The sequence below is a fragment of the Pseudomonas azotoformans genome (genome assembly GCF_001579805.1).
In the GTDB taxonomy this organism is placed as follows: domain Bacteria; phylum Pseudomonadota; class Gammaproteobacteria; order Pseudomonadales; family Pseudomonadaceae; genus Aquipseudomonas; species Aquipseudomonas azotoformans_A.
This window is the reverse complement of sequence record NZ_CP014546.1, coordinates 5,038,399-5,064,217: the sequence shown is the minus strand read 5'-3', so window position 1 is coordinate 5,064,217 and position 25,819 is coordinate 5,038,399. Positions and strand designations below refer to the sequence as shown.

18 protein-coding genes are annotated in these 25,819 nt (G+C 59.3%); 5 read left to right on the top strand and 13 right to left on the bottom strand.

Annotated features, from left to right (window positions below):
• Nucleotides 1–56: 56 nt before the first annotated feature.
• The 12 genes from AYR47_RS23165 to AYR47_RS23110 form a co-directional block, all read right to left on the bottom strand.
• Nucleotides 57–1,988, bottom strand: a complete 1,932-nt coding sequence (locus tag AYR47_RS23165) for an avidin/streptavidin family protein (protein WP_061437057.1) — start codon at nt 1,986–1,988, stop codon at nt 57–59.
• Between the two features lie 150 nt (nt 1,989–2,138).
• Entirely contained in the window at nt 2,139–3,497 is a 1,359-nt protein-coding gene (locus AYR47_RS23160; protein WP_033903005.1) for an MFS transporter, read from the bottom strand.
• 20 nt (nt 3,498–3,517) lie between these two features.
• Nucleotides 3,518–4,336: an aspartate/glutamate racemase family protein gene (locus AYR47_RS23155; protein WP_033903004.1), complete on the bottom strand. Its 819-nt coding sequence runs from the start codon at nt 4,334–4,336 to the stop codon at nt 3,518–3,520.
• 32 nt (nt 4,337–4,368) lie between these two features.
• Complete coding sequence (locus tag AYR47_RS23150) at nt 4,369–5,259, bottom strand: hypothetical protein (RefSeq protein ID WP_033903003.1); 891 nt, start codon at nt 5,257–5,259, stop codon at nt 4,369–4,371.
• Nucleotides 5,260–5,306: 47 nt separating this feature from the next.
• Nucleotides 5,307–6,965, bottom strand: coding sequence for a hydantoinase B/oxoprolinase family protein (locus AYR47_RS23145; protein ID WP_033903002.1), 1,659 nt, complete (start codon nt 6,963–6,965; stop codon nt 5,307–5,309).
• A 12-nt stretch (nt 6,966–6,977) separates the two neighbouring features.
• A complete protein-coding gene (locus AYR47_RS23140; RefSeq protein ID WP_061437055.1) occupies nt 6,978–9,056 on the bottom strand; it encodes a hydantoinase/oxoprolinase family protein in 2,079 nt (692 codons plus the stop codon).
• 165 nt (nt 9,057–9,221) lie between these two features.
• Entirely contained in the window at nt 9,222–11,849 is a 2,628-nt protein-coding gene (locus tag AYR47_RS23135) for a LuxR C-terminal-related transcriptional regulator (protein WP_237142501.1), read from the bottom strand.
• A gap of 234 nt (nt 11,850–12,083) precedes the next feature.
• A complete protein-coding gene (locus AYR47_RS23130; protein ID WP_061437053.1) occupies nt 12,084–13,322 on the bottom strand; it encodes an NAD(P)/FAD-dependent oxidoreductase in 1,239 nt (412 codons plus the stop codon).
• A 3-nt stretch (nt 13,323–13,325) separates the two neighbouring features.
• Nucleotides 13,326–14,897, bottom strand: a complete 1,572-nt coding sequence (locus AYR47_RS23125) for an aldehyde dehydrogenase (NADP(+)) (RefSeq protein ID WP_061437051.1) — start codon at nt 14,895–14,897, stop codon at nt 13,326–13,328.
• 61 nt (nt 14,898–14,958) lie between these two features.
• Nucleotides 14,959–15,906 (bottom strand): dihydrodipicolinate synthase family protein, encoded by a 948-nt coding sequence (locus AYR47_RS23120; protein ID WP_061437049.1) that lies wholly within the window; start codon nt 15,904–15,906, stop codon nt 14,959–14,961.
• A 42-nt stretch (nt 15,907–15,948) separates the two neighbouring features.
• Nucleotides 15,949–16,875 carry a 4-hydroxyproline epimerase gene (locus AYR47_RS23115; RefSeq protein ID WP_061437047.1) on the bottom strand — a complete coding sequence of 309 codons (927 nt, stop codon included), beginning with the start codon at nt 16,873–16,875 and terminating at the stop codon, nt 15,949–15,951.
• A gap of 14 nt (nt 16,876–16,889) precedes the next feature.
• Nucleotides 16,890–18,509 carry an APC family permease gene (locus AYR47_RS23110; protein WP_061437045.1) on the bottom strand — a complete coding sequence of 540 codons (1,620 nt, stop codon included), beginning with the start codon at nt 18,507–18,509 and terminating at the stop codon, nt 16,890–16,892.
• A gap of 186 nt (nt 18,510–18,695) precedes the next feature.
• On the opposite strand from AYR47_RS23110, the gene AYR47_RS23105 reads away from it, so the two are divergent.
• The 4 genes from AYR47_RS23105 (at nt 18,696) to AYR47_RS23090 (ending at nt 23,636) form a co-directional block, all read left to right on the top strand.
• Entirely contained in the window at nt 18,696–19,454 is a 759-nt protein-coding gene (locus AYR47_RS23105) for an AraC family transcriptional regulator (protein WP_033902995.1), read from the top strand.
• 86 nt (nt 19,455–19,540) lie between these two features.
• Nucleotides 19,541–21,604, top strand: a complete 2,064-nt coding sequence (gene treS, locus AYR47_RS23100; protein WP_061437043.1) for a maltose alpha-D-glucosyltransferase — start codon at nt 19,541–19,543, stop codon at nt 21,602–21,604.
• Nucleotides 21,605–21,829: 225 nt separating this feature from the next.
• Nucleotides 21,830–22,504, top strand: coding sequence for a GNAT family N-acetyltransferase (locus AYR47_RS23095; RefSeq protein ID WP_208603913.1), 675 nt, complete (start codon nt 21,830–21,832; stop codon nt 22,502–22,504).
• Nucleotides 22,505–22,517: 13 nt separating this feature from the next.
• Nucleotides 22,518–23,636, top strand: a complete 1,119-nt coding sequence (locus AYR47_RS23090; RefSeq protein WP_156487823.1) for an acyl-CoA dehydrogenase family protein — start codon at nt 22,518–22,520, stop codon at nt 23,634–23,636.
• On the opposite strand, the gene ppk2 is transcribed toward AYR47_RS23090, so the two are convergent.
• Nucleotides 23,633–24,550 (bottom strand): polyphosphate kinase 2, encoded by a 918-nt coding sequence (gene ppk2, locus AYR47_RS23085; RefSeq protein WP_025999860.1) that lies wholly within the window; start codon nt 24,548–24,550, stop codon nt 23,633–23,635. The genes AYR47_RS23090 and ppk2 overlap by 4 nt on opposite strands.
• A 186-nt stretch (nt 24,551–24,736) precedes the next feature.
• Here ppk2 and pstS point away from each other — a divergent pair, with 186 nt between their 5' ends.
• Nucleotides 24,737–25,765 carry a phosphate ABC transporter substrate-binding protein PstS gene (gene pstS, locus AYR47_RS23080; RefSeq protein WP_016978033.1) on the top strand — a complete coding sequence of 343 codons (1,029 nt, stop codon included), beginning with the start codon at nt 24,737–24,739 and terminating at the stop codon, nt 25,763–25,765.
• Nucleotides 25,766–25,819 lie beyond the last annotated feature (54 nt).

Here is a 25,819-nt window from a genome sequence, read left to right as displayed (position 1 = left end):
GGCTGCGGAGCAGCCTTATAGCCACTCACCGAAGAGGCCGAGAATTAGCGCCTTACTCATGAAATCCGCTTGAAATGCAGAGATGAAATCTGTGTCGCCAAGTAAGCCTGTCCGGGAGCGATAGCCGAGCTAGTCAGTATCAGCAGGCTCAGTATGTCGGCCACCAAATCTAAGGTGCCAATCAGTGTGCAAACTGTGTTGTCATGATGGATGGCGACGGTAAGGCTAACGGATTGAAGCGAGATTGTACTCTGCAACGCATTGATATCAGTGAAGCCAGTGACCTCGGCGCTGGCCTCCCGACCTTTGAAGGAACCCTGGACAATACCAAAGCGCTTTTTGCTGTCGCTGTGAACACTCAGTACTAACGAAGATCCTTCAGCCGCGACCCACTGCCCAGCCAAGTTGTTTTCAATGGACAAGGGTTCGATGTTGGCATTCGGCCTGCTAGGGGCTTGCGGTTCGAGCCGCCTGTAAACCAACTTGTCGATATAATTGCCCTGACGAGCCAACTCCGCAAAGTCGCTGGTCGCGACCAGCACGTGATTCAATGTGAGCACATCGCCTTGGTCCGTCACACTCAGCTGTCCACTTAAACCCGAGGCCCAGTTCCAACTGGGGTCCTGGGTTCCGTCGCCAAGGTCATGCCATTCAATCGCCATAGCCAGCGGCTGAGTTTTAGCGCGTGAGGCGTCTGAGCCTGATAGGCATCCTATGACTGAATACTCACCCGTTGAGCCGGTCGAAGATCGATAAGTGCCGGTGATTTGCTGCCCTGCCACTGCCAGAGTCATCACCGAGCCATAGTCGTTTCGCCAGGCTCCAGCGACCGTGGCCGTTTCGAAAGCGGGGCCCGGCAGGGTGAGCTTTCTGTCGCCTACCGCCCTCGCGCCAGGCATGAAGGGCTTCGACGAAGACCGCGTAATGATCTGTGGACCTTCCGGGCGATTGAATAGCCAGACTCCCACAGGCGCCAGTGAATAAACCTCGCGATTGCATTTCACCACTTGATACTCATAGAGGGTGTAGCAGTACTCCATGACCAACGAACCTACCAATACCAGATCGGTCAGGCCCAGTGGTGCGAACTGAGGAACTGTTTGGCCCTGTTGCGGCCCTGCTTCAACCCGGCAGTTATAGAGGTCGCTGCCAAGCGTCATTTGCCCGTCCGCGAACTCCAGCAGGATGTCAGGTTGGTTGCCTTGAGCGATACGAGCAAGTGTTTCGCGCATGAGCGCAGAGTCACCTTTGAACTGCGATGAGCCAGAGTCGAGAGCGAACTTGATATTGGAACGCAGTTTTTCTGAACCGACTGAATAGGATTTCAATTCGGTTGACCAGATGTATTCCACTCCAGGTAACGCGTTATAAACAGACCAGGGTAAGAACAGGTGGGGGCCTTGTGCTTTAGATGGGTCGATAGCACCCATTTGACAGCTTCCACTGTGTCTCACTGCATCCCAGTCAAACGCGACGAAAGGCTGGGCGGGGTCAAGTTGGCCTTCGCGCATTAACGTCTGGAACACAAATGAGCTGCGGCCCTCCACATAGGCGCTGCTGCACGGCAGGCCCAGGCCCCCATCCCAGTCCAGCGCCTTGAATTGGTCACCCTCGTACGCCGCTGCAAGAAAAAGTTCGCTGTCGAGGCGTGCATCGTTAGGCAAGGTCAGTATGTCTGAGGCTGACTCCACCTGCATCGTGCCCCACGGCCCAAAACTGTAGGGCCGACGCACGCAGTCAGTAAAAGCAAAGGTGCTGGAAGCCTCGATATCAAAACGGCCACCTCCAGAATGCACACACTGTTCGGCAGGACAAAGGGTCGAGGTGACCCAACTCATATTAGTGCCCGAGTCGAGGGAAAACTTGAGCGACTGGGCGGGCGTACCGAGTCTGATAGTGCAATACCAGGGCGAGGCCCCATTATTCTGAAAAGGTCCCCGTTGCATAGGGAATATCAGTTTGCTTGGTACTGGTTCTTTACTGTCCATGACAACTCCATCCTTGAAAGGCATGCAGGCCCCTGAACCACGTCAGGAACCCTGCAATGTGCGATTTCCTATTCAGCCTGACTTTGGGGCCGATGGCTGCCAGATGCCGACGATGAGATCCGTCGGACTCGGCAATCAGGCAAGACGGCACTAGCTCAATGCTTTGCCCTCTGTTTCGGGGATGAATACGACGAGTATTACCGTGACCAGTAGAAACGCATTGATGATAGTGGTCGTCAGGTTGAACGATGATCCAAGGGCAATCAGCGCTCCGATCAGCGATGGAGCCAGCACATTTGCCACGCGTTGCGCGAAAATAGCCCAGCCGTAGCCGACCGTGCGCAGTGGTGTGGGGTACAACTCACCGATCCAGGCTCCCCATACGCCCCAAGCACCCAGGCTGAAAAATGCCAGGGCAAAGTTGCTCACGTAGAGCATTTCGAGGGTGTGTGCATTGGCGAAGCCGTAGCCTGCCAGCACGGATGCGCTGATAAAGGCGACGATGACTTTTTTACGCCCGAAACGTCCCGTCAGATATGATGCGGCGACATATCCTGGAATCATGCACAGTGCAGACAGGGCAATAAAACCGTAGCTTTGAGGCAGGCTCAGCCCACGCTGCTGGAGCAATGTGGGCAACCAGGTCTGCAAGCCCCAATACCCCCAGGAAAATGTGAAGTTGACGGTAATCTGCAGCAGGCTGACTTTGAGCAGTGCGCGGCTGAACAACTCTCGTTGGCTGCCCGATACGCTGCGATCCACTTGTAATGTACAACTTTCCGGAAGTTGCACCTTGCCTTGACTCAGCGTATCAATTGTCGCTCTGGCGTCTGCTTGTCTACCCATCGACGCAAGCCAATACGGTGATTCTGGCACCCAGCGTGCCACCGCAATTGCCCATAAGCCACCGAGTGAACTCAACACGATAATCGCCCGCCATCCGTAAGGGAGCAGCCACACCGTGGCGCCCAGTGCGAGTAGCATTCCGATCGGCCAGCCAGAAGCGAGAAACACCGTCAACGCACCGCGGTGGCGAACAGGCAACAGCTCCTGAAAGTGAGCAAACGTCACCACCATCATTCCGACTGCAGCGACGCCGGAGAGCAAACGGAGGGCGTACAGCGTCGAATAGTCAGGCGCAAACGCGCTTGCCAGGGAGATCACGCCATAGCTGCCCAGGCTCCAGACAATCGCGCGCTTGCGGCCGATACGTTCGGCCACTTTGCCCCACGCCAGCGCCCCCACCAGCATGCCGATGAACATGGCGCTGATCAGGTGGCCTACGGCAAGTGCATCCAGGGAAAACTCGGCTGCAATCAAGGGTGAGGTGTAGACGATGATCATCATCTCCCACGCTTCAATCGCAAACACAAAAAACAACACCAGGCAGCATTGCAGGTGCGTGCGCGTCAGGGGGACGTCCTTAAAGACATCCCCTACGTTGTGACTGCGCGCACCTGCCCCCGGTATGGATTGTTCCGGGTGGAACGTGGAGGGTCTATCACTCATGGCGGCTATCCTTTTGGAAGTCAGGCTTTTATACGGTTGCCAATGGGCGCAGGGCCCTGGAACAGACCAAATCGTTGAATCTCAGCTTCTGGAGGGGGCTCGCAGCTGCCTACCCGACTCGGTCGCCAACCAAATCTGCGCTTCATGCCTGCCATGGATTCGGCCACTTTAAAGGCCGCCACCACCGGGTCTATCACGGGCACGCCAACTTCACGCTGTACCTCCTCGAAGAAACCAAATTCGATGGTGCAGCCCAGGATGATTGCCTCGGCGCCATCGTCTTCAACGGCGCGATGGGCCTGTTCGATGATCTTGCGGCGGGTCACGGCGTGATCTAGCTGGAACTCATCTACGCCCATGCCCAGCGGCCTCAACGACGCTAACCGGTCGCCCGCGCCGTAGCCTTGCACGCGGGCACGCATCTGTTCGATCCACTTAGTGCGGCCAACAATGATCGAAAAACGGTTCGCCAGGTGTTCTACCACTTGCAAGCTCGCCTGACAGGGCGCAACCACTAGCGTTTCTCCGGAAATTTCTCGGGCATCTTCCAATGCCGGGTCGTAAAAACAGCCAAGCACCAAGGCGTCCACACCCTCCCGTGCGCAATCGCGGGCGATGCGCACGGTGCGTTCGTAGGTGAGCGCCTCGTAAGCGCGATATTCCAAGTGAGTAGGGCTGTGGGGCATGTCAAAAGACACCACTTCCACCTGGGTGGAAGGCTGTTTGATGCTGTGCAACAGGTGAGCAATTGGCTCATCGAATGTCGGGCAACCAATAGGGTTGAGCCAGCGCACGGTTACTGGCATGTCTTGCGGCGCGATGTGGAAGTTGCTGTCCATACGGTATTCCTCGATAGATGGGCTGAATGGCCCTAGAAAAACTTCACCAGGGCCATGGTCAAGCTATTGGAATAGGGCAGGTTGTCGCTGTGGTAGTAATCGAAGTTCAGGTTTGCCGACAGATAGAACTTCTGTTTGGAAAAGCCTGTGTAGGTCATCGCTGGGCCGATCTTGCCTTCACGGGACTCTTTGAAATCCGACGCCGAGCGGTTGTTGATGTGGTAGGAGTGATGCAGGCCAAGCCATAAGTCATCGGTCACCAGATATCCGGCGGCAATGTCCGCCAGCCAGAAACTGATACCGCCACGCAGGTTGACCGGGTTGCCATCGCCCAGGTCGGTGCTGTGGCGGTTGCGCGAGGCGTAGTGGATGCCAACGGGGGTAAACGTGGCAGCAAACCGTCCGACGCGCAGGTAATTGGCCACGCTGAAGCTGGCCCCGTAGCGGTTGGCAAAGGCACCGTAACCAGACCCCTCATCGTTACCGTTGGGAAACTCCAGAGAAAGCGTAGGGTTAACCCAGAAGGTGGTGAAGTCGTCAGCGCCATACGCACTGGTGGGTTCAACCACGTTGTAGTAATAGGCCAGGCCCAGGTTTGGCGAGGCAACTCCCCAGGCACCGTTGTTGCGAGAGGCGTTGCTGCCGGTATAGCCGGCGTCGGCACCGACCCAAAACTGCAGCTGGTCGCGCTGCGTTCCGGTAAACCCGGTTTCGGAGAAGTACGCCAGTACCGTATTGCTGCCTGCGCGCACGTCGCCATTCGTGGTCCGACTGAACACAGGGAACGATTCCAACGCCCACTTCCCTGGTTCGCCTGGTTGGGCGAAACCGATGAATTGTTCGCCTTGTGCCGGGGCGGTGATACCCAAAAAACAGGCAAGCGTGGGCGCTACCCATAGACGAGATGAGTGATTCAGGTTCATGGTAATGCTCTCTTTTTGTTGTTGTTCTTGAGGGCTGAAGGTCCGTGTCAGATCGTCAGGCCGTACACTGAATGTGCGGATGCGGCATCGACATAACCGTTCTTCAGATCATCGCGTACTGCGGCTGGATCACGTTGGCGCGCGCAGCCATAACCGCCGCCTGCACCGGTGCGCACCTTGACCAGATCACCGGCATTCAAGGTGATACCGCTGGCCATGCTGTAGCGCTGGCGCTCGCCATCCTTGCTGACGACTTCTACGTAATTGGGTGTTCCTTCTGCACCTTGCTCCAGTCCCCAAGGCGGTATGACCGAGCGGGTATAGCCGCAGGTCATGAAGCTGCCATCCGCGAGAATCCGATAGTCGATACAGATGCCACGGCCGCCACGGAACTGGCCATGCCCACCCGGTTCGTCATTCAGCGCAAGCTGTTCGACATACAGCCCATAGCGCGCCTCACAGACTTCAACAGGGCAGTTGTAGGTTTCTCCATGCAGTCCGGAATACACGGCATTGTTGCCGTCGCGACTAGAATCGGCGCCCCAGCCGCCGATTTCCGGCTCAACCAAAGTGAACATGCGCCCTGTTTCCGGGTGAACGCCGCCAATGATCGTGGCACACACCGAGGCGAAATTGCCGGCAGGCAAACGGTCCGGGAACTGCTGTGCCAGGCAGCACAGGATCAGGTCATGAACCCGAATCAGGTTCTCGAAATAGAAGCCTTCAGCGGCCGGCAATTGGGCATCGAACAATGAGCCGGGTCGAGTCAGCACTCTGAGGGGGCGAAAGGTGCCGCCATTGGTAATACCTTGGGGGGCGGTGAGTGCCTTGAAAGCCATCTGCGCCGCAACCACTGCACCGTCGCGGCTCAAGTTGGTCGGCCCAAGGCATTGGTCGGGGTTTTCGCGCAGATCAATCACCAGTTCGGTGTCGCGGATATCGATGCGCACCTTGAACACGCTGCCATCGTCTTGCACTTCCTCTAGGCTGAACTGGCCGGCAGGCAATGTAGCCAGCGCCTTGAGCGAGACCTTCTCGCCCAGGTCCATGAAGTCTTTCATCGCTAGCAAAAACAGTGCGCTGCCGTACTTGTCGTTCAATTCGCGCAAACGCTTCGCACCGTTACGCACGGCGGCCACGCCGGCCCACAGGTCACCCTCCATAAAGTCCGGCATGCGCGTGTTGGCGTGTAAAATCTGTAATACCGAGCGGATTGGTTGCCCTTTGCTGATCAGCTTGACCGACGCCAGACGCAGGCCTTCTTGAAAGATATCCGTGGCGTCTGTGGAGAGCGAGCCGGGTACTCTGCCGCCGACATCGTTCCAATGGGCTATGTTGGCGGTCCAGGCGACCAACTGGCCGTTGGCAAATACGGGCATGGCCAGCACTACGTCGTTCAGATGGGTAACAGCGCCGTCGTGGGGGTCGTTGCTGATGAAAACATCGCCATCCTCGATGTCGCTGGTCTGGGGATGATGCAGCAGGATTTTTTTTACCGCCTTGTCCAGTACGCCCACAAATGCCGGAATGCCTGCACCCGAACTGGCGATCTCGCCTTGGGCGTCGGTGATGCCTGTGCCCATGTCCAGCACTTCATAGATCACCGGGCTCATCGCAGCGTTACGCATTGCGCTGAACATCTCGTCGGCAATCGCCTGGAGTGAGTTCTGGATGATGTCGCGGGTGAAGATGTCGAGGGTATTCATAGCAATGCTCCTTCAGCCGTTGATCATGATGTGCAGGTTGCCAAGGCGATCCACGTGCACCCGGTTTCCGGGGTGCACCACCACCGTGGTGCCGGCGTCCTCAACGATGGCCGGACCCGAAAAGGTCATTTGGGGCTCAAGTAAGTCGTAGTCGTAGAGGAATGCTTCGTGGATACCCTCCTGGGCGTAGTCCACCAACCGCATTCCTTTACAGGCTTCGCTTACCGGTCGACCGCTGATGGGTTGTGCCTGCGGCTGTAGCTTGCCGATCTGGGCGACGGCAATCAGGTGGAAACCGATGATCTCCAGCGGGGCTTCCAGACGGTAGGTGTAGTGCTGCTCGTAAGCGCCATGAAAGCGTTGCTCGATGACTGCCCAATCTGCGTTCAGACGCTCGTGTGGGTTGAGCAGTACCTCGACGGAGTGCTCCTGATTCTGGTAACGCAGTTTGCAGTGCACGTGGAGCTCGACGTGCTGCGGGGGAATTGATTCTGCGACGAATTGCTCACGGGCGGAGTGCATCAGTCCTTCGAGAAACTGCTGCGCTTGCTCAAGCGTGTTGCAGTCTGAGGTTTCCACAAAGCGATTGATAAACAGGTCACGGCGCAAATCCGAGAGCGTCATTCCCCAGGCGGAAAACACCGAAGCGCTGCGCGGCACGATGACCTTCTTGACGCCTAGCTCCTGGGCCAAGGCCACAGCGTGCATAGCGCCACCGCCACCAAACGCCATCAACGTCAGCTCTCGTGGGTCGTGCCCACGGCTCAGCGAAACCAGCTTCAACGCATTGACCATATTGTCGTTGGCCAACCGCACGATGCCGCGCGCCACCTCATCCGCCGACAATTGCAGGCGCTGGCTTAGAGCGTTCAGGCCCTGCGATACCGCTGGCAGGTCAGCCTTCACGTTGCCGCCGCAGAAGTAATCCGGATTGATGCGCCCAAGCATCAAGTTGGCGTCGGTCGTAGTAATTTGCGTCCCACCGTTGCCGTAGGCCGCGGGCCCTGGCGTAGCGCCAGCAGACTGAGGCCCGACGTGCAGCTTGTCGAAATCGTCGACCCAGGCGATGGATCCACCACCATTGCCAATTTCCACCAGGTCGACCACGGGCACCATTATCGGGTAGCCAGCGTTGGTGCGGTTGCGCTCAATCCAGTAATCGGTCTTGATCGTCACTTGCCCGTTGCGGATCAAGGCGCATTTTGCCGTTGTTCCGCCAATATCCAGCCCTAACACGTTAGGCTCGTTGATCATTCGTCCCAGTTCGGCCGCCGCCCAGAAACCACTGGCTGGACCGGATTCGACCATGGTGATCGGAATATCCCTGGCGTGCTGCACACTGTCGACGCCACAGTTGGACTGCATGATGTACAGCGGGGCTTTGTAGCCGCCTTCGCGCAAACCGTTTGCCAGATCGTCGAGGTAGCGTGCAGCAATGGGCTGAACGTAGGCTGACAGCACGGTAGTGCTTGAGCGTTCATACTCGCGCCATTCGCGGGTGATCTGATGGGAAGCGACTACAGAGACGTCTGGCCAGAGCTCGCGTATCAGCGCCAGAACCGCTTGTTCATGGACGGGGTTGGCGTAGGCATGCAGCAGGCAGATTGCTATGGCTTCTACGCCGTCGGCGCGGAAAGCGTCGAGTATCCCGCTGATTTGTGAGAGATCCAGAGGTTCCCGCTCTTGTCCGTTGGTGTGCAGACGTCCGGATACTTCGCGGCGCAAGTAGCGCGGCACAAAGGGCGCAGGTTTGACCCATTTGAGGTTGAAGTAATCCGGGCGATTGGCGCGGGCGATTTCCAGCACATCTCGAAAGCCTTGGGTGGTGATCAATCCGGTCTTGACCCCCCGGCGCTCGGTCAGCGCATTGATCACCACCGTGGTGCCGTGGGCCAGGAAATCCACGGTGCTCAAGTCGACGTCGGCTTTACGGATAACGTTGAGTACACCTTGCGCAAAGTTCGGCGGAGTGGTGTCGACTTTGGCGGTACGAATCTGCTGTTCACCGGTGGCGGGATCGTTTTCGAAGTACACAAGGTCGGTGAAAGTACCGCCGACGTCGGTGGCTACACGCACTGTTTTGCCGTCCATTCCCACAGGGCATCTCCTGCTGTATTTGAGTTTTTTTAGCCAGAAGAGGGCTTCTCGCTGGTGTTCATGGATGCTAGGGCGGGCCGTCAGCTGACGGCTATGCGCGGCGCGGGTAGGTCTGGGCGGCAGGGCGCATAGCGACTACCCATCCGGGTAGGTTGGTGACTAATGCGGGGGACCCACTACGCCAAGTCGCAAAGCCGCCGCTATGGCTGATGTCCGGTTATCGACGCGCAGTTTGGAAAATATGTGTTTGAGGTGGAATTTCACGGTGTTTTCGGAAATATCCATACCCTGGGCAATCGCTTTGTTAGTTTGACCTTCGACGAGCAGAGACAGGATTTGCGTCTCCTTTGCGCTAAAGGGCATGCGTGAGCGAACGGGATGGGCACGCCAACCGCGCAGCCGAGTGATGATTGCGGTCAGGCGTCCATTGATATCGACACAGGCTTCCAATGCAGGCAGCAAACAGGGCCCGGCCTCCAGTAACAGGCCTGGTAATAGCTGTTCAGGAATTGATGCAAGCGTGGCGTCGTGCTCGATAGCATGCCCCTTGCCAAACGCCGTCAGTGTCAGTACCTGCAGGCGCCACGCAGGCATTTGCAAGCCGCTGTGCTGCAAGCTGCGTGCTCCTTGTACGAGTCGGTTGAGCGCCGCACTGGAAGCGCCTGTTGCAAACTGCAGTTTGGCCAATGCCAGCATTGATGCTTCTTGGTTGCGCCAGTCCTGGGCGTTGTCCGCGGCACTTTCCAGGTGCGCAGCCAATGATTCTTGACGGGCCTGAGACAGAAATCCTGCTTGCACCAGAAGATCCACACGCCAGGCTCCAACCAATTGCTCCAGCCTTCGCCAATTTCGCGCAATGGCGAGCTGTGACACATGCTCCAGCTCGAGCAGCGCCGGCTGCATGCCTTGGGTTCGCAGCACTGTGCGCCAAGCCACCTCAGCAGTCCCTGCCGCGATGTCCAGCCAACCATCGGTGTGTTCCAGAGAGGTCCAGCCATCACGCACCCAAGGCATGACCTCGGTCCAGTCACCTTGCCAATACAGGTGCTGTGCCTTGAGACAACCTACCAGCGCCCGTACTGAGCTTTCGTTGCCGAACTGGTTGACGGCGACGACCAATGCATTTTCAACCATCTGCGCTGACGCCGGAATATCACCCGCCAGTGCCAGCACCTGTGCCTCATGAACCCGGCAATAGTTTTCACCCCGCGGGCAGGCGATCAGACGCATCTTGATGTGTGCCGAACGAATGATCCGCAGGGCCAGCGGCAGTTGGCCCTCGGTCAATGCCTGCAAGGCATGTACACACTCAAGTGTGCCGATGGCCAGCAGGTTTTCGCTTGGGATGCCGTCGTATTGAGGTAGATCAAAGCAGTCCACATAGGCGCAAGCGAGGGTCTGAACCACATGAAAGTCGCCTGCCAGACGTTGATCATTGCGGGTTCTGTCTTGGACGAGGCCGAGTGATTGGCCTGCAAGCGCGTGCTCGCCTAGCTTGGCGTGCAAGTACGCTTGGAGCAATAGAAGATCCGGCTCGGCCCCCAGGGTTTGTTTGTCAAACTGCTGCAGCAGGCTTTGGGCGTAACGAATACCGTGGAAAAGCACTACTTTCCAGCTGCCGGCACGTACGACCAGATCCACTGCCAGTCGCGTATCACGGGCACGTAGCGCATAAGCGACCGCCTGAATCCAGTCCTTTTCTTCAGCCAACCATTGTGCTGCTGCATAGTGAATGTCCCGCGCGGCACTTGCATCAATGCTCTGTTTGAGAAAGTCCTGCAGCAACCGGTGGAAGCGAAACCACTGACGGCTGGCATCCAACGGCACCAATAGAGCATCGAGGTGGGCCAGTTGCCTCAGTAACTGTGCGCTGTCGTGACGTTCACGTACCGAATCGGCCAACTCGGCGTTGAAGCGCTCCAGAAGCGCCATGTCGCGCAAAAAAGCCTGGCACACTGCGGATAAGCGTTGCACCACTTGTCCCGTCAGGTAATCAGCAATATCGGTGACGCGTCCCGAGAACGCAGCGAGGCTATTCAACGAAGTATCGCCGTTGGTCCGCCACAGGCGTGCCAGCTGCACGGCTACTGCCCAGCCTTCGGTTTTATCATGTAGGTGAGCGAGTTCGGCGGGCGGAATATCGGGCCCTAGTATGGCTGCGGTTTCTGCCTTCGTAAGCATCAAGGCGTGTGCCGAGACTTCGTGCACCCAACCATTGGCCTTCCATTGCGTCAGCGGCCAGTCAGGGCGAATGCGTACAGCCACCACCCATTCCATCCACGGGGCAGCCTGTTCAAGCAGAGCCTGTACGATGACGTTGAGTTGCGGGGTAGCCGCCACGTGATAATCGTCAAGAAACAACGTGACCTGTCTATTTTCCCTGGCAATTGCGTGGAGCAGGGCAGTAATCGTGCGGTGCGGTTGAGCATCCAGTGACTGGTCGTGAGCAAGCCGCACCAAATGTCCAAGATCAAGCCCTGCACGGTCCAGCGTAAGGATTAGATACGACAGGAAGCGATTGGGGTCACTGTCGGCCTCATCCAATGAAAGCCAGGCAATGACGGCGGGCCTCGCAGTTGATAAAAGGGATTGACGCCACTGCATGAGGAGCGTCGTCTTGCCGTACCCAGCGGGTGCGACCACCAGAGTCAATGGACCTTTGATTCGTGCATGGAACGCATCAAGCAGCGGCTGTCGAGGCAAGGATGTCAGCAGTAACAACGGCGGTGTCAGTTTGCCAACCCAGCACCAACCGCTCACTGTGGCAGTCGATAGTTGTTTTTTCACGGTCGCGGTCTCATCCGGAGGGGCCGCTTCTGATTTAACAGCTGTGTTTCGGCGATAAAGCGCAGAATCGTCACGTAATGTTTATGAGCCCAAAGACCAGCGAGCCCGTTCCTTGGGGAAGCGCATCGTCAATGCGTTATAACCCGCTGAAATCCGCCTTTCAGAGGTACTCATTAAAACGATAGAGTATGTCCTACGCGTCATGTAGGACGTCTCTGATTCTTCATTCATTCGTTAAAATCGGCTCAGTCGATACTGTATGGGCGTCGGCTTATTCGTTGGTAATGCCAACTCCCCAACCCATTCCGCCGTCACCGCCGCCTGCGTCAACCCCAGATGCTGATGCCCAAACGCAAGCAGCACCTTCCCATCACACACCCGATCAATCACGGGCAATGAATCCGGCAACGACGGCCGGAACCCCATCCACGAAGTTGCACCTTCTGCACTCAGGTCCTCGCGAAACAACCCCTGGCTCAACCGATGCAACTGCCAGGCGCGCTGCATATTCGCCGGGCGATCGAGGCCGGCGAATTCCACCGTGCCGGCCAGGCGCAGGCCGTCGGTCATGGGGGTCATGATGAATTTTCGTTCCAGGGAAGTGACGGCAAACGGCAGGCGATGGTGTTCATGGGGCAGCATCAGGTGGTAGCCGCGCTCCGTGTCCAGCGGGACTTTTTTGCCGGTCAGGGCGGCGGTCAGTTTGGCCGAGTGGGCGCCGCAGGCGATCAGCACCTGGCGCGCGGACAGCGGTCCCTGGTCAGTGGTGAGTGAAACGCCTTGTGCGTCGACGCGGCCATCCAGCACGTGGCGTTTAAGAAACTGCACGCCGCTGGCCTTGGCCGCACGCACCAGTTCGCAGACCACGTGGTAAGGATCAATAAAGTGCCCGGTGCCGGGGAAAAACAGCCCGCCCTGAATGTTGTCGCTCAACTGCGGTGCAGCCTGGCGTATGGCATCGCCGGACCAGAACGTGACCGGCACTTGCTGCTGTTGCATGCGCTGCTGCAAGGCATTGAGGGCTTCCCGTGATTCCGCCCGCTCAAACACCAGCAGCGAGCCGTCCTCGCGCAACAACTCCGGCTGCCCGATGCTGTGCAGCAGGCGCTGCCACGCACCCAGGCTACCTTCATTGAGCGTACGGATACCCGCGACCGTGCGCTGGTAACTCGCTGGGCGCAGGTTCAGCAACAAGCGCACGAACCAGGGCAGGGCGCGCGGCAGGTATTTCCAATCCAGGCGCAGCGGGCCCATGGGGTCCAGCAGCATGCCGGGCAAGCGCTTGAGGATCGACAGGTCGGCAATGGGGAACACCTGTTCGGTCGCCAAGTGCCCGGCGTTGCCATAGGACGCGCCCATGCCGGGTTCCTGCGGGTCGACTACCCGCACTTGCTGGCCCTGACGCGCCAGTTGCAGCGCGCAGGCGACGCCGATAATGCCGGCGCCGACCACGACGATATCCGCATCGGACATGGCCTACGCCTCCCTCTGGCCATCGAGCAGGCGCCGCAGCAGCAACGGGTTGCCGTGCTGGAGTGCAGCAGGCAACAGCGCATCGGGGAAGTCCTGATAACACACCGGTCGCAAAAACCGTTGGATCGCCGCCGTGCCCACCGAGGTGCTGCGCGAGTCTGACGTGGCGGGGAAGGGGCCGCCATGCACCATGGCATCACAGACTTCCACACCCGTCGGCCAACCATTGACCAGCAGGCGCCCGGCCTTGCGCTCAAGCAACGGCAGCAGGGCTTTGGCGCTTGGCAGATCTTCGTCATCCATCTGTAAGGTGGCGGTCAGTTGGCCCTCCAAGTGCTCGGAAACCTGATGCATCTCTTGGTTATTGGCGCATACGACGATCAATGAAGCGGCGCCGAAGACTTCGGCTTGCAGGTGTTCATTGGCTAAAAAATCCTTGGCCTGAGTCACGAACAGGTGGGCTTGGCCTCTGTTGGGGCCTTCTGCTGGCAACCCTTTTGCCGCCACCTTGGCGTGTTCTGTCAGTGCGGCCACGCCTGCATCGAAGGCACTGAAAATGCCGGGGGTCAGCATGGTCTGCGCTGCACAGTTGGGCAGCATTTCACTGGCCGTGCCGATAAAACGATCCAGCGCGGGCCCTTGTACGGCGATCACCAAACCTGGGTTGGTGCAAAACTGCCCGGCACCCTGAGTCAGCGACGCCACAAAGCCTTTCGCCAACGCTTCACCGCGTGTGGTGAGTGCGGCTGGGAACAGATACACCGGATTGATCGAACTCATCTCCGCATACACCGGAATCGGCTCGGGCCGGGCCTGCGCCGCTTGGGTCAACGCCACGCCACCGCTGCGCGAGCCGGTGAAACCAACCGCCTTGATGCGCGGATCGGTGACCAGCGCAATCCCCACCTCGCGTCCCGAACCGTACAACAGCGAAAACACGCCTTCGGGCAAGCCACAAGCCTTGACTGCCTGCGCCACCGCCCGGCCCACCAGTTCACTGGTGCCCGGATGCGCGCCATGGGCCTTGACCACCACTGGGCAACCGGCGGCCAGCGCGGAGGCGGTGTCGCCACCGGCTACGGAAAACGCCAGGGGGAAATTGCTCGCACCGAACACGGCCACCGGGCCCAGCGCGATATGGCGCTGGCGCAGGTCTGGACGAGGCAGTGGCTGGCGTTGCGGCTGTGAAGGGTCCACCCGCACATCCAGCCATTCCCCGGCGCGTACGGTGCGAGCAAAGGTGCGCAGTTGGCCGCAGGTGCGCCCGCGTTCGCCTTGGATGCGCGCGTGGGGCAGGCCGGTTTCGGCAACGGCACGTTCGATCAGCTCATCACCCAGGGCTTCGATCTGCGTGGCGATGGCTTCAAGAAAGCTGGCACGCGCCTCCAGCGACGTTTCGCGGTACTTATCAAACGCCGCCCACGCCAAGGCACACGCCTGGGCCACCTGTTCGCCGTCGCCGCCTGGATAGGCCGGTTCCATGGGGGTATCGGTGGCGGGATTGATCGCCCGGATCGCCTCGCGGTTTCCGGAAATGAGTTGCTGACCGATCAGCATTTTGCCCGTCAGAGTCATGGGGTCGTCCTGCTAGAAAAGGGGTTGGCCGCTGCGAGAACCGCAGCGGCGCGCAAGGGGGTCAGGCGACGTTCTGTTCCGCCGACCAGTTGGCGTACCACTGGCGGAACAGTGCGTACTGGTTCTCGGCATAACGGCGCTGGGCGTCGCTGAGCACATCCGTTTCATTGAAGTGCAGGGCGTAGCCTTTGTCACCGTTAAGTACCATCAAGTGCTTGTAATACAGCACCAGGTCGCAGCCTTCGTCGAAGGACGACAGTACTGCCAGCGCGGCCTCCAGCTCTCGGGCCTGGCGACGGGCCTTGGCATCGCCCTTGGCGGCTTTTTTGCTCAAGGCCACCAGTTGCAGCACTTCCCGAGGCAGGGCGTTGCCGATACCGGTGATGGCGCCGGTGGCGTTGCAGTTGACGAAGCCGTGCACCACCTGGGTGTCCACGCCGACCATCAAGGTCACATTATCGTCCTGGGAGGTGATGTGTTCGGCGGCGTAGCGCAGGTCGGCGCCGCCGCCAAATTCCTTGAAGCCAATCAGGTTCGGGTGTTCGCGGCGCAGTTCAAAAAACAGGTCAGCGCGGGTGGCGAAGCCGTAGTAGGGGCTGTTGTAGATCACCGCAGGCAGGTTTGGCGCAGCCTTGAGGATGGCCGAGAAGTGCGCCTTCTGTGCGGTAGCGGAGGCACCACGGGACAGTACGCGCGGAATCACCATCAGGCCATGGGCGCCGACTTTGGCGGCGTGGGCGGCATGGGCCACGGCTTCACGGCTGTTGACCGCACCGGTGCCGACGATGGTCGGTACACCGGCCGCCACCAGGCGTGCCACGCCTTCCTGGCGTTCGGCCTCGGTGAGCAACGGCCAGTCGCCCATGGAGCCGCAGTACACCACGGCGCTCATGCCGATATCGATCAATTCCCGGCCTTTGGCGACCAGGGCGTCGAAGTCCGGTTTGCGCTCGGCGGTGCACGGGGTCATCAGGGCGGGGATGCAGCCGGTGAAGATGTTGTCGCTCATTGTTCTAACTCCTTGGAACGTTCAGTACAAACAGGGAAGGGCTTAGATGCCCCAGGCAAACGGGTCGCGCTCGTCGATCAGTAAGGTGCTGTCGGCGGTCATGTAGGCGCTGCCGGTGATGAAGGGCCGCACGCGCTCGCCGTCCCATTCATAGCGGCCTTCGAATTGGCTGCCGGTGATGCTGGCTTGGGTCCAGGTTTCACCGGGCTTGAGTTTTTCATCGGCGGCCAGGCAGGCCAGCTTGGCGCTGGTGCCGGTGCCGCAGGGCGAGCGGTCGTAGGCCTTGCCGGGGCACATCACGAAGTTGCGGCTGTCGGCAAGGTCGTCATCGGCGAACAGTTCGATGTGGTCGATCAGCGCGCCATCCGCACCGTGAATGCCTTGATCCTCCAGGGCCTTGAGCATCGCCCAGGTGTAATCGGTAAGCGCATCCACGTTGTCCATCTGCAAGCGTTGGCCATGGTCCGACACCAGGAAAAACCAGTTGCCGCCCCAGGCGATATCGCCGTAGACCACGCCATGCCCTGGCACCTCCACTGGCACCTGTTTGCGCAGCCGGTAGGCGGGCACATTGCACAGCGTCACGCTGCCGTCTGTGTGCAGCGTGGCCTCCACTGGACCGACAGGCGTGTCGATGGCGTGCACGCCGGGCTGGATGCGCCCCAAGTGGTGCAGCGACGCGACCAGGCCGATGGTGCCGTGGCCGCACATGCCGAGGTAACCGGCGTTGTTGAAGAAGATCACGCCACAGACCGCGCCCGGCGTGACGGGCTCGCAATACAGCGCGCCGACCAATACATCGTTGCCGCGCGGCTCCAGCAGGCAGGCACGGCGCCAGTGATCATGCTCGGTGCGCAGGCTGTGCAATTGATCGGCAATCGTGGCGCCGCTCAGCGCCGGGAAACCGCTCATGACCAGGCGCGTCGGTTCGCCGCCGGTGTGGGAGTCGATCACATGCAGTCGCTTCATAAAAGGCTCCTGAATCAGTAAGTCGCGGGTGTCAGCGGGGCGTGAGGTTCATCGACCGCTTCGCTTTCATCGGCTTCGTGTTCCAGCCGTACCAGGTGAGCCGGTACGCCAGTGGCGGCGCCCCAGTAGTAAATGCCGAGTGCGCAAACGGCGACGACAATCGTGTCGAGCGGGTGGCTGATCACGCCGATGCCGCCAAAACTGCCAAGCTTGGACAGCAGGATGGTCACCGCATAGAAGCCGATCAGCCAGGCAGACGAGCGCACTTGTTGTTTGATATTGAGGTGCGCAGTCGGCACCCAGCGTGCGCACAGCAGGTACACCACGAACATGAGGATCTGCAGGCCGAGCAGCCAGGACACCGTGCTCCAGCCGGACCAGTACACGATCAGCGCGGCGATGATGAACGACAGCGGACCCAGCACCGCCATGCCCTTGACCCGGAACGGCCGCGCCATCTGCGTTGCATTGCGACGCAGCGCGGCAACAGTCACTGGGGCCACGGCATAGCTGAGGATCAGCGCCGCAGACACCACATTGATCAGTGCTTCCCAGGACGGAAACGGTAGGGTCCAGAACACCGACAAACCAAAGGTCAGCCACAGCGCCGGGCGTGGAATGCCGGACTTCTCATCGATACGCGTGAAAATCTTGAAGAACGTGCCGGTCTGCGCCCAGCCATACACCACGCGAGGGGTGGCGTTCATGTAGATATTGCCGCAGCCACTGGGTGAGATCACCGCGTCGGCCACCACCAGGTAGGCCAACCAACCCACGCCCAGCGCCAGGGCGATATCCCGATAAGGCAGCGCCAGTTCCTTGCTGATCCCGGCCCAGCCATTGGCGAGCATTTCCGTGGGCACGCCACCGAGGAAGGCGGTTTGCAGCAGCACGTAGATGGCGGTCGACAACAACACCGAAAGGATCAAGGCAATCGGAATCGTGCGCTGCGGGTTCTTCACTTCACTGGCCACCGAGATGATCGGCGTCAGGCCCAGGTAGGCAAAAATCACCCCACCGGCCGACACCGCCATCTCGATGCCCGACAGCCCGAACGGCGCAAAACCCTGCACCTGGAAGTTCGCCGGTTTGAAGAAGGTGAACAGCACACCGATCACCAACAGTGGCACGATGAACTTGAAGACGCTGACTAGGTTATTGGCGATGGCGAAGGTTTTCACGCTGCGGTAATTGAGCACGAAGAACAGGCACAGCAGGGCGAATTGCACCAGCCAGCCGAGGGTAGTCGGGTCGCTGGAACCGGTCTTGGTCAGCTCTGGAAACCACGCCGCCGCATACTGGCGCGAGGCGACCACTTCGATGGCCACCAGGCTGGAAAACGCGATCAGGGTGATGAAGCCCATCAGGTAGCCCAGCAGTGGGCCATGGGAGTAGACCGGGTAGCGCACCACGCCGCCGGCGCGGGGCAATGCGGCGCCCAATTCGCAGTACACAATGCCCAGCAGCAGCACCGCGAAACCGCCGATGAGCCAGGAAATGATGCCCGCTGGGCCTGCGATTGCAGATACGTGGCTGGCTGCAAACAACCAGCCCGAACCAAAGATGGCACCCAACCCGATAAAGGTCAGGTCCATCAGGGAAAGCTGTTTCTTGAACTTGCCTTGAGCTGACATAGCGTCGCCTTCTTGTGAGTTATTGGATAGGCATGCAGTGGCCATACAGTGAACGCCTGAACGGCGGCGCGATTGATGTTTTTTGCCGGCATTGATGACGAAATCAGCACAGTTTTAGTGGCTCGACAGGGCTCCGGGCATCGGGCAATCTGCTATCCGTCAGGCCACCAGCGGGGATCAACCGTCATGCTGCAGAACGCGTTTGCGACCCTTTGCCAAGGGAGCAACCCCCAAGACATCGAACAGTTATTGGGCAGTGTCGCGCAGCTATTGCCGATGCTGGACGTGATCCCCAATGCCGCGATTTTCATCAAGGACACCCAGGCCCGCTATGTGCTCGCCAACCGCACCCTGGTGCAGCGCTGCGGCCTCAAGCAACTGCAACCGCTGCTGGGCAAGACCAGTGCCGAAGTCTTCCCCGCGCAGTTGGGGCCGGGCTACACCGAACAGGACCGGCGCGTGCTGGAGCAGGGCTTTGTGCTGGAAGATCAGCTGGAACTGCACTTGTACGGCACCCGCGAACCCGGCTGGTGCCTGACCCACAAGTGGCCGCTGTACAGCCACACAGGGGCGATCATCGGCCTGGCGGGTATCTCGGTCGACCTGCAAACCGCCAGTGAAAGCCACCCGGCGTACCAGCGCCTGGCCGCCGTGGACGCCCATATCCGCGCACACTTCAACCGCCGCGTGACCCTGGGTGAACTGACCCGGATCGCCGGCATTTCAGTGGCGCAGTTGGAGCGCTACTGCAAGCGCGTGTTCCACCTCACGCCACGGCAGATGATCCAGAAGGTACGGCTGGAGCAGGCGCACCGGCTGTTGCACACCGACCTGCCGATCACCGAAGTGGCGCTGCAATGCGGGTATACCGACCACAGTGCGTTTACCCGCCAATTCAAGGCGTCGACGGGGTTTACGCCGAGGCAGTATCGGCAGCTGGCGTAGTCGCCCACATTGCAATGCAACGAATGGCCCCGGTTGTGGCTCCTATGCTTACGAGCAACCTTTGGACGACAACAGGGATCAGGCATATGACGGCGGCTGAAAACAACCATGTGAGCTGGCTGGTGGAACAATCGATGCTGCACGCGGCACGCCAGCGCGCCAAGCTCTATTCGGGCCAGGGCCGGTTGTGGCAGCAGCCGTACGCGCAGACGCGGCCCCGTGATGCTTCGGCCCTGTCGTCCGTGTGGTTTACCGCGTACCCGGCCTCGATTGTGACCCGTGAGGGCGGCACGGTGCTGGAGGCGCTGGGGGATGAGGCGCTGTGGCAGGCGTTGTCGAAGATTGGCATCCAGGGCATCCACAATGGCCCATTGAAGAAGTCCGGCGGCCTGAAGGGCACGCAGCACACACCGACCATCGACGGCAATTTCGACCGCATCAGCTTCGAGATCGACCCGGAGTTGGGCACCGAGGCGCAGTTGCAGGCGTTGACGCGCATGGCGGCGGCGCACAATGCGGTGATCATCGACGATGTGATCCCGTCCCACACCGGCAAGGGCGCGGATTTCCGGCTGGCCGAGATGGCCTACGAGGACTATCCCGGCCTGTACCACATGGTCGAAATCCGCGAGGAGGACTGGGCGCTGCTGCCCGACGTCGCTGAGGGCCGTGACGCGCAAAACCTCAGCCCCGTCCAGGTCGATGCGTTGCGTGACAAACACTACATCGTCGGCCAGTTGCAGCGGGTGATCTTCTTCGAGCCCGGCGTCAAGGAAACCGACTGGAGCGCGACAGACGTGGTGCTCGGTGTGGATGGCAAGCCGCGTCGCTGGGTGTACCTGCATTACTTCAAGGAAGGCCAGCCATCGCTGAATTGGCTGGACCCGACCTTTGCCGCGCAGCAGATGATCATCGGTGATGCGCTGCACGCCATCGACGTGATGGGCGCGAAGATCCTGCGCCTGGACGCCAACGGTTTTCTTGGTGTGGAGCGCAAGCTGGACGGCACGGCCTGGTCCGAGAGCCATCCGCTGTCGATCACCGGCAACCAGTTGCTCGGCGGCGCGATTCGCAAGGCCGGCGGTTTCAGTTTCCAGGAGTTGAACCTCACCGTGGATGACATCGCTTCCATGTCCCATGGTGGCGCCGACCTGTCCTATGACTTCATCACCCGTCCGGCGTACCAGCATGCACTGCTAATGGGCGACGCCGAGTTCCTGCGCCTGATGTTGCGTGAAATGCACCGCCAAGGTATCGACCCCGGTTCGCTGATCCATGCGTTGCAGAACCACGATGAGCTGACCCTGGAGTTGGTGCACTTCTGGACGTTACACGCCCATGACACCTTCCTGTACCAGGGCCAGACCTTTCCCGGCAATATCCTGCGCGAGCACATTCGCGAGCAGATGTACGAGCGCCTGGCCGGTGAGCATGCGCCGTATAACCTCAAGTTTGTGACCAATGGCGTGTCGTGCACCACGGCCAGCATCATCACGGCGGCGCTGGGCATTCGTGATCTGGAGGCGATCACCGAAGCTGACATCCGGCAGATCCGCCAGATCCATTTGCTGCTGGTGATGTACAACGCCATGCAGCCTGGGGTGTTTGCCTTGTCGGGTTGGGACTTGGTGGGCGCGCTGCCGCTAGCGGCCGAAGAGGTCGAGCACTTGATGCAGGATGGCGACACCCGTTGGATTCATCGCGGCGCGTATGACCTGGTGGATTTGAACCCGGACGCAGCGCTTTCGGCTGGCCACATGCCACGCTCGAAAAGCCTTTACGGCAGCTTGAACAGCCAGTTGCAGGACCCCGAATCCTTTTCTTCGCAACTGCAGAAAATCCTCGCGGTGCGCCGTGCCTATGACATCGCCGCCAGCCGCCAGATTCTGGTGCCGGAGGTTGAAAACTCGGCACTGCTGGTAATGGTGCATGAATTGCCGGCCGGCAAAGGCACGCAAATCACTGCACTGAATTTTGGTGCCACGCCGATCACTGAAACCCTGCATCTATCGGATATTGCTGCCGGGATGGTAGTGGACATCATCAATGAGCGTGTGGAAGGCGACCTGACGGCGGAGGGGGAATTCACCATTACCCTGGATGCGTATGAGGGGTTGGCGTTGCGGGTGGTGAGTAGTTCACCACAGTAACTTTACCCACCATAAAGATCGCAACTTGTTTCGGAGTTTCCTTACGTTGCCTGCATAAAGTCGCATGTTAGTGTCCTGCTCACTACTTGCCTCTTACGCGTATGGCGACTCAAAGGAACAGGAATGCGATCTCCGTCGGTATCCAGTGAAGAACATTCAACTGCACAACTTCCGCGTGCAGGGTTAGTGGTCAGTCTCGCCACTCGGCAAGAAGAAATACGTGAGGTGCAACGCCTGCGTTATCGTGTCTTTACCGAAACTTTTAAATGGTCTGAACTTGCAAACCCTGAGGCGTTGAATACTGACGAGTTTGACGACTACTGCGACCACTTACTGGTCCGCGACGCCAAGACTTCAGCCGTGGTGGGCACCTACCGCCTGATGGGCCCGGCCGCTGCACAGCGCATGGGGCACTACTACTCTGAGAGGGAGTTCGACCTCAGTGGGCTGGCGTCATTGCGCCCCAGGACCGTTGAAGCCGGGCATGCCTGTGTCCACCCCGAATACCGCAGCGGCAGTGTGATCATGCTGTTGTGGTCAGGTCTTGCGAGGTACATGGAGAGCCAGGGCTGTGACCATCTGATGGGTTGCGCGAGCGTGAGCCTGTCCGATGGTGGCCATGATGCGGCGGCGTTGTATCGAGGCTTTACCGCAGAAAATCGAGCGCCCGCCGACTATCGCGTAACGCCCCATATCCCTTTTCCCCTGGAAGCGTTCGAGCCCGGACATGTGCCGCGCGTACCCCCGTTGCTCAAAGGTTATTTACGCAGTGGTGGCTGGGTCTGTGGTGCTCCGGCCTGGGATAAGGAATTCAATGTCGCGGACTTCTTTATGTTATTGCCGCTGTCGAAGTTGGACAGTCGTTATGCGCGACATTACTTGAAGCCTAAACAGTCATAAGGGTTTGTTTATTATGTTTCTAAGTGAAGAAAGAGATACCGCTTTAGCCTATATTCCTGAGCTGGTGCCTGTTCTTGAAGCGGCCTCACTGATTGAACTTGAACGTGGCGAGTCTAAACAACTGGCCACGTTATTTAAAACAGTCGGCGCGCCAGGACTTTCCATCGCCAAGGAACTTGGCGGTGGAGGGATCAGCGCAGTCAACCTGGCCCAGGTACACACCTGGGTTGGCGCCCATTGCCCTTCATTGGCCGTGATGATGACCATGCACCATCACACGGTGGCCGGCATGATGGCGGCGAGTCGCTTCTTTCCCGATATCCAGGGAATGCTTGGCGTGGTCGCTCGCGACAACCTGTTGGTCGCCTCGGGTTTTGCCGAGGGGCGGGCACACGCCAATATCCTGGAGTCCACGCTGTCCGTAGAAAAAACAGCCGCGGGTTATTGGGTGAGCGGCAGCAAGAAGCCGTGCACGATGACCCATCACTTTGACGCGATCACCTTTGGCGTCAACTACGTCGACCCGCAAGGCCAGACCCATATCGGCATCGGCCTGGGGTTGGCGGGTGATCCGAATATCCAGCGGAAAAAGTTCTGGTCGGTGCCGCATTTGCAGGCCGCCGACAGCCATGAAGTGATCTTCGACAAGCTGTTGGTGCCAGAGGCGTTGATGTATTTCAGCAAGGCCGTGGATAACCAGCTGGACGATGTGCAGCAGGGCACGGGTGAACACTTGTTTGCGATCTGGTTCCAGCTGCTTGCGTCGGCGTCCTACCTGGGCATGGCGTCTGCGTTGGCGTCGAGGGCATTGGCGTGCAACAAAGGCTCGCAGGATGATCGCGCAATGCTGCTGATTGATCTGCAGGGCGCCACGATGGCGATACGCGGCCTGGCGGTTGCCATCGACCAGAACCGGTTCCTGCGCGCAGACCTGGCACGCGCGCAAGCCACGCGGTTTGCGGTGCAAGAGGCGATCAACCGCATCAGTACCCGCGCCTTCGAAATCCTCGGTGGCATGGCGTTCATGTCCTCCGAGGAAGTCGCTTACCTGTTGGTGGCGACGCGGGTACTGGCGTTTCACCCCACTTCACGGCTCGCCAGTGTGCCGTTCCTGTGTGAGCAGCTCAGTTAATAGAGTTGCGGCACGATGAGTTCCGGTGGCGTCGGGCTACGGGAGTAGTCCTCCTGCCGCACCCGCTGCGGCAGTTCGATCACCGGCAGCTCGACTTCTTCATATGGCATCTGCCCGAGCAGGTGGTGGATGCAGTTGAGCCGGGCTTTTTTCTTGTCATCCGCCTGCACCACCCACCACGGCGCTTCGGCGATGTGGGTGCGTTCGAGCATGATTTCCTTGGCCTTGGTATAGGCCTCCCAGCGCCGACGCGACTCCAGGTCCATGGGGCTGAGCTTCCATTGCTTGAGCGGGTCGTGAATACGGCTAAGAAAGCGCAGGTGCTGTTCCTGGTCGGAAATGGAAAACCAATACTTGATCAACTGAATGCCGGAACGGGCGAGCATGCGCTCGAACTCCGGCACGGTGCGGAAGAACTCTTCGTACTGGTCCGCGTTGCAGAACCCCATGACCTGCTCGACGCCAGCGCGGTTGTACCAGCTGCGGTCGAACAGCACGATTTCGCCGGCGGCCGGCAGGTGTGAAACGTAGCGCTGGAAATACCACTGAGTCTGTTCTCGGTCATTCGGCGCGGGCAGGGCGGCCACTCGGCAGACCCTCGGGTTCAGGCGCTGGGTGATGCGTTTGATCACACCGCCTTTGCCGGCAGCATCGCGCCCTTCGAACAGGATCACCACTTTGTGACCGGTCTTGACCACCCAACTCTGCAATTTCACCAGTTCGCCCTGCAGGCGGAACAGTTCGCTGAAATAAATCCTGCGCGCGGCTTTTTCGGCGCTTTCACCGACGTGCTCGTCAAACAGCGCGTTGAGGTCGTGCCCATCTTCGGATAATTCCAGTTCCAGCTCTTCGTCACTGTGATCCAGCAATTCACGATGGATGCGCTGCATCAAGGCATCTTCTATTGAGGACATGGGTGGAACTCGCGTGGTGGGGGATGGCAAAGTCTTAGTCGCATTTTGTTACTAACCAATGACATCAAATACCGTGATTGCGGTGGGAGAGGGGGACAACCAGGCGTTTTACCACTCCACGTTCATAAAACCGTAACAAGAATGTTGCAGAGTTCCCGAGCCCGTAATTCACAAGGATTTTCCTGAATGAAACGTCTGATGAAGTCTGCTGCACTCGCCGTTGCGGTTTCTCTCAGTGCCACCTCGGTGTTTGCTGCCGAGAGCATCCGCCTCACCGGTTCCGGTGCGAGTTTCCCAGCCCCGATCTACCTCACCTGGTTCAAGGATTTCAGCAAGAAAACCGAGGGTGTCACCGTTGATTACCAATCCAAAGGTAGCGGTGCGGGTGTACAGGACTTCCTGAACAAAACCGTCGACTTCGCCGCCAGCGACTCGGCCATGAAAGACGAAGACATCGCCAAGGTGGCCGAAGGCGCGCAACTGCTGCCGATGACCGCTGGGGAAATCGTGTTGGCGTTCAACCTGCCGGGCAATCCTAAAGAACTCAAATTGCCACGCGATGTGTACTCCAACATCTTCCTGGGCAAGATCACCAAGTGGAACGATCCCAAGATCGCCGCCGCCAACCCAGGCCTGAAACTGCCTGACATGCCGATCACTGTTGTCGTGCGTGCAGACTCCAGCGGCACCACCGCGGTGTTCACCAAGCACTTGGCCGCGATCAACCCTGAGTTCCAGAAAGACCTGGGCGAAGGCAACACCGTCAACTGGCCAGCCAGCGACAAGTTCATCAAATCGCCGAAAAACGACGGTGTGACCGCCACTGTGCGTCAGACCCCAGGCGCGATTGGCTACATCGAATACGGCTTCGCCAAACTGGCCAAGGTTGACTTTGCCCAGCTGCAGAACAAGGCCGGCAAATACGTTGTACCTAACGCCGAAAGCGGCGCCGAAGCCCTGGCGGCGGTGAAAATGCCGGAAAGCCTGGTGGCCTGGCTGCCGGATCCGGATGGTGCCAAGTCCTACCCGATCACTTCCTACACCTGGATGATCTTCCGCAAGGACAACGGCAACCCAGCCAAAGCCAAGGCCATGCGTGAAATGGTCGAGTACAGCCTGACCGAAGGTCAGAAAATCGCCGACTCGATGGGCTACATCCCACTGCCTCCATCGGTTGTCGATCAAGTTCGCAAAGCTTCCGCCAACATCCAGTAAGGCCGCCAGGCCGCTCTCGGCATGGGTTGTCAGCCATGCCGGGAGCGTTTCCCC

Excerpts from the sequence above, each read along its gene's own strand:
- pstS (WP_016978033.1), top strand. The coding sequence starts at position 24,737 with ATGAAACGTCTGATGAAGTCTGCTGCACTCGCCGTTGCGGTTTCTCTC.
- AYR47_RS23120 (WP_061437049.1), bottom strand. The coding sequence starts at position 15,906 with ATGAGCGACAACATCTTCACCGGCTGCATCCCCGCCCTGATGACCCCG.
- AYR47_RS23125 (WP_061437051.1), bottom strand. The coding sequence starts at position 14,897 with ATGACTCTGACGGGCAAAATGCTGATCGGTCAGCAACTCATTTCCGGA.
- AYR47_RS23160 (WP_033903005.1), bottom strand. The coding sequence starts at position 3,497 with ATGAGTGATAGACCCTCCACGTTCCACCCGGAACAATCCATACCGGGG.
- AYR47_RS23130 (WP_061437053.1), bottom strand. The coding sequence starts at position 13,322 with ATGTCCGATGCGGATATCGTCGTGGTCGGCGCCGGCATTATCGGCGTC.
- AYR47_RS23115 (WP_061437047.1), bottom strand. The coding sequence starts at position 16,875 with ATGAAGCGACTGCATGTGATCGACTCCCACACCGGCGGCGAACCGACG.
- AYR47_RS23110 (WP_061437045.1), bottom strand. The coding sequence starts at position 18,509 with ATGTCAGCTCAAGGCAAGTTCAAGAAACAGCTTTCCCTGATGGACCTG.
- AYR47_RS23140 (WP_061437055.1), bottom strand. The coding sequence starts at position 9,056 with ATGGACGGCAAAACAGTGCGTGTAGCCACCGACGTCGGCGGTACTTTC.
- AYR47_RS23145 (WP_033903002.1), bottom strand. The coding sequence starts at position 6,965 with ATGAATACCCTCGACATCTTCACCCGCGACATCATCCAGAACTCACTC.
- ppk2 (WP_025999860.1), bottom strand. The coding sequence starts at position 24,550 with ATGTCCTCAATAGAAGATGCCTTGATGCAGCGCATCCATCGTGAATTG.
- AYR47_RS23155 (WP_033903004.1), bottom strand. The coding sequence starts at position 4,336 with ATGGACAGCAACTTCCACATCGCGCCGCAAGACATGCCAGTAACCGTG.
- AYR47_RS23150 (WP_033903003.1), bottom strand. The coding sequence starts at position 5,259 with ATGAACCTGAATCACTCATCTCGTCTATGGGTAGCGCCCACGCTTGCC.
- treS (WP_061437043.1), top strand. The coding sequence starts at position 19,541 with ATGACGGCGGCTGAAAACAACCATGTGAGCTGGCTGGTGGAACAATCG.
- AYR47_RS23090 (WP_156487823.1), top strand. The coding sequence starts at position 22,518 with ATGTTTCTAAGTGAAGAAAGAGATACCGCTTTAGCCTATATTCCTGAG.
- AYR47_RS23105 (WP_033902995.1), top strand. The coding sequence starts at position 18,696 with ATGCTGCAGAACGCGTTTGCGACCCTTTGCCAAGGGAGCAACCCCCAA.
- AYR47_RS23165 (WP_061437057.1), bottom strand. The coding sequence starts at position 1,988 with ATGGACAGTAAAGAACCAGTACCAAGCAAACTGATATTCCCTATGCAA.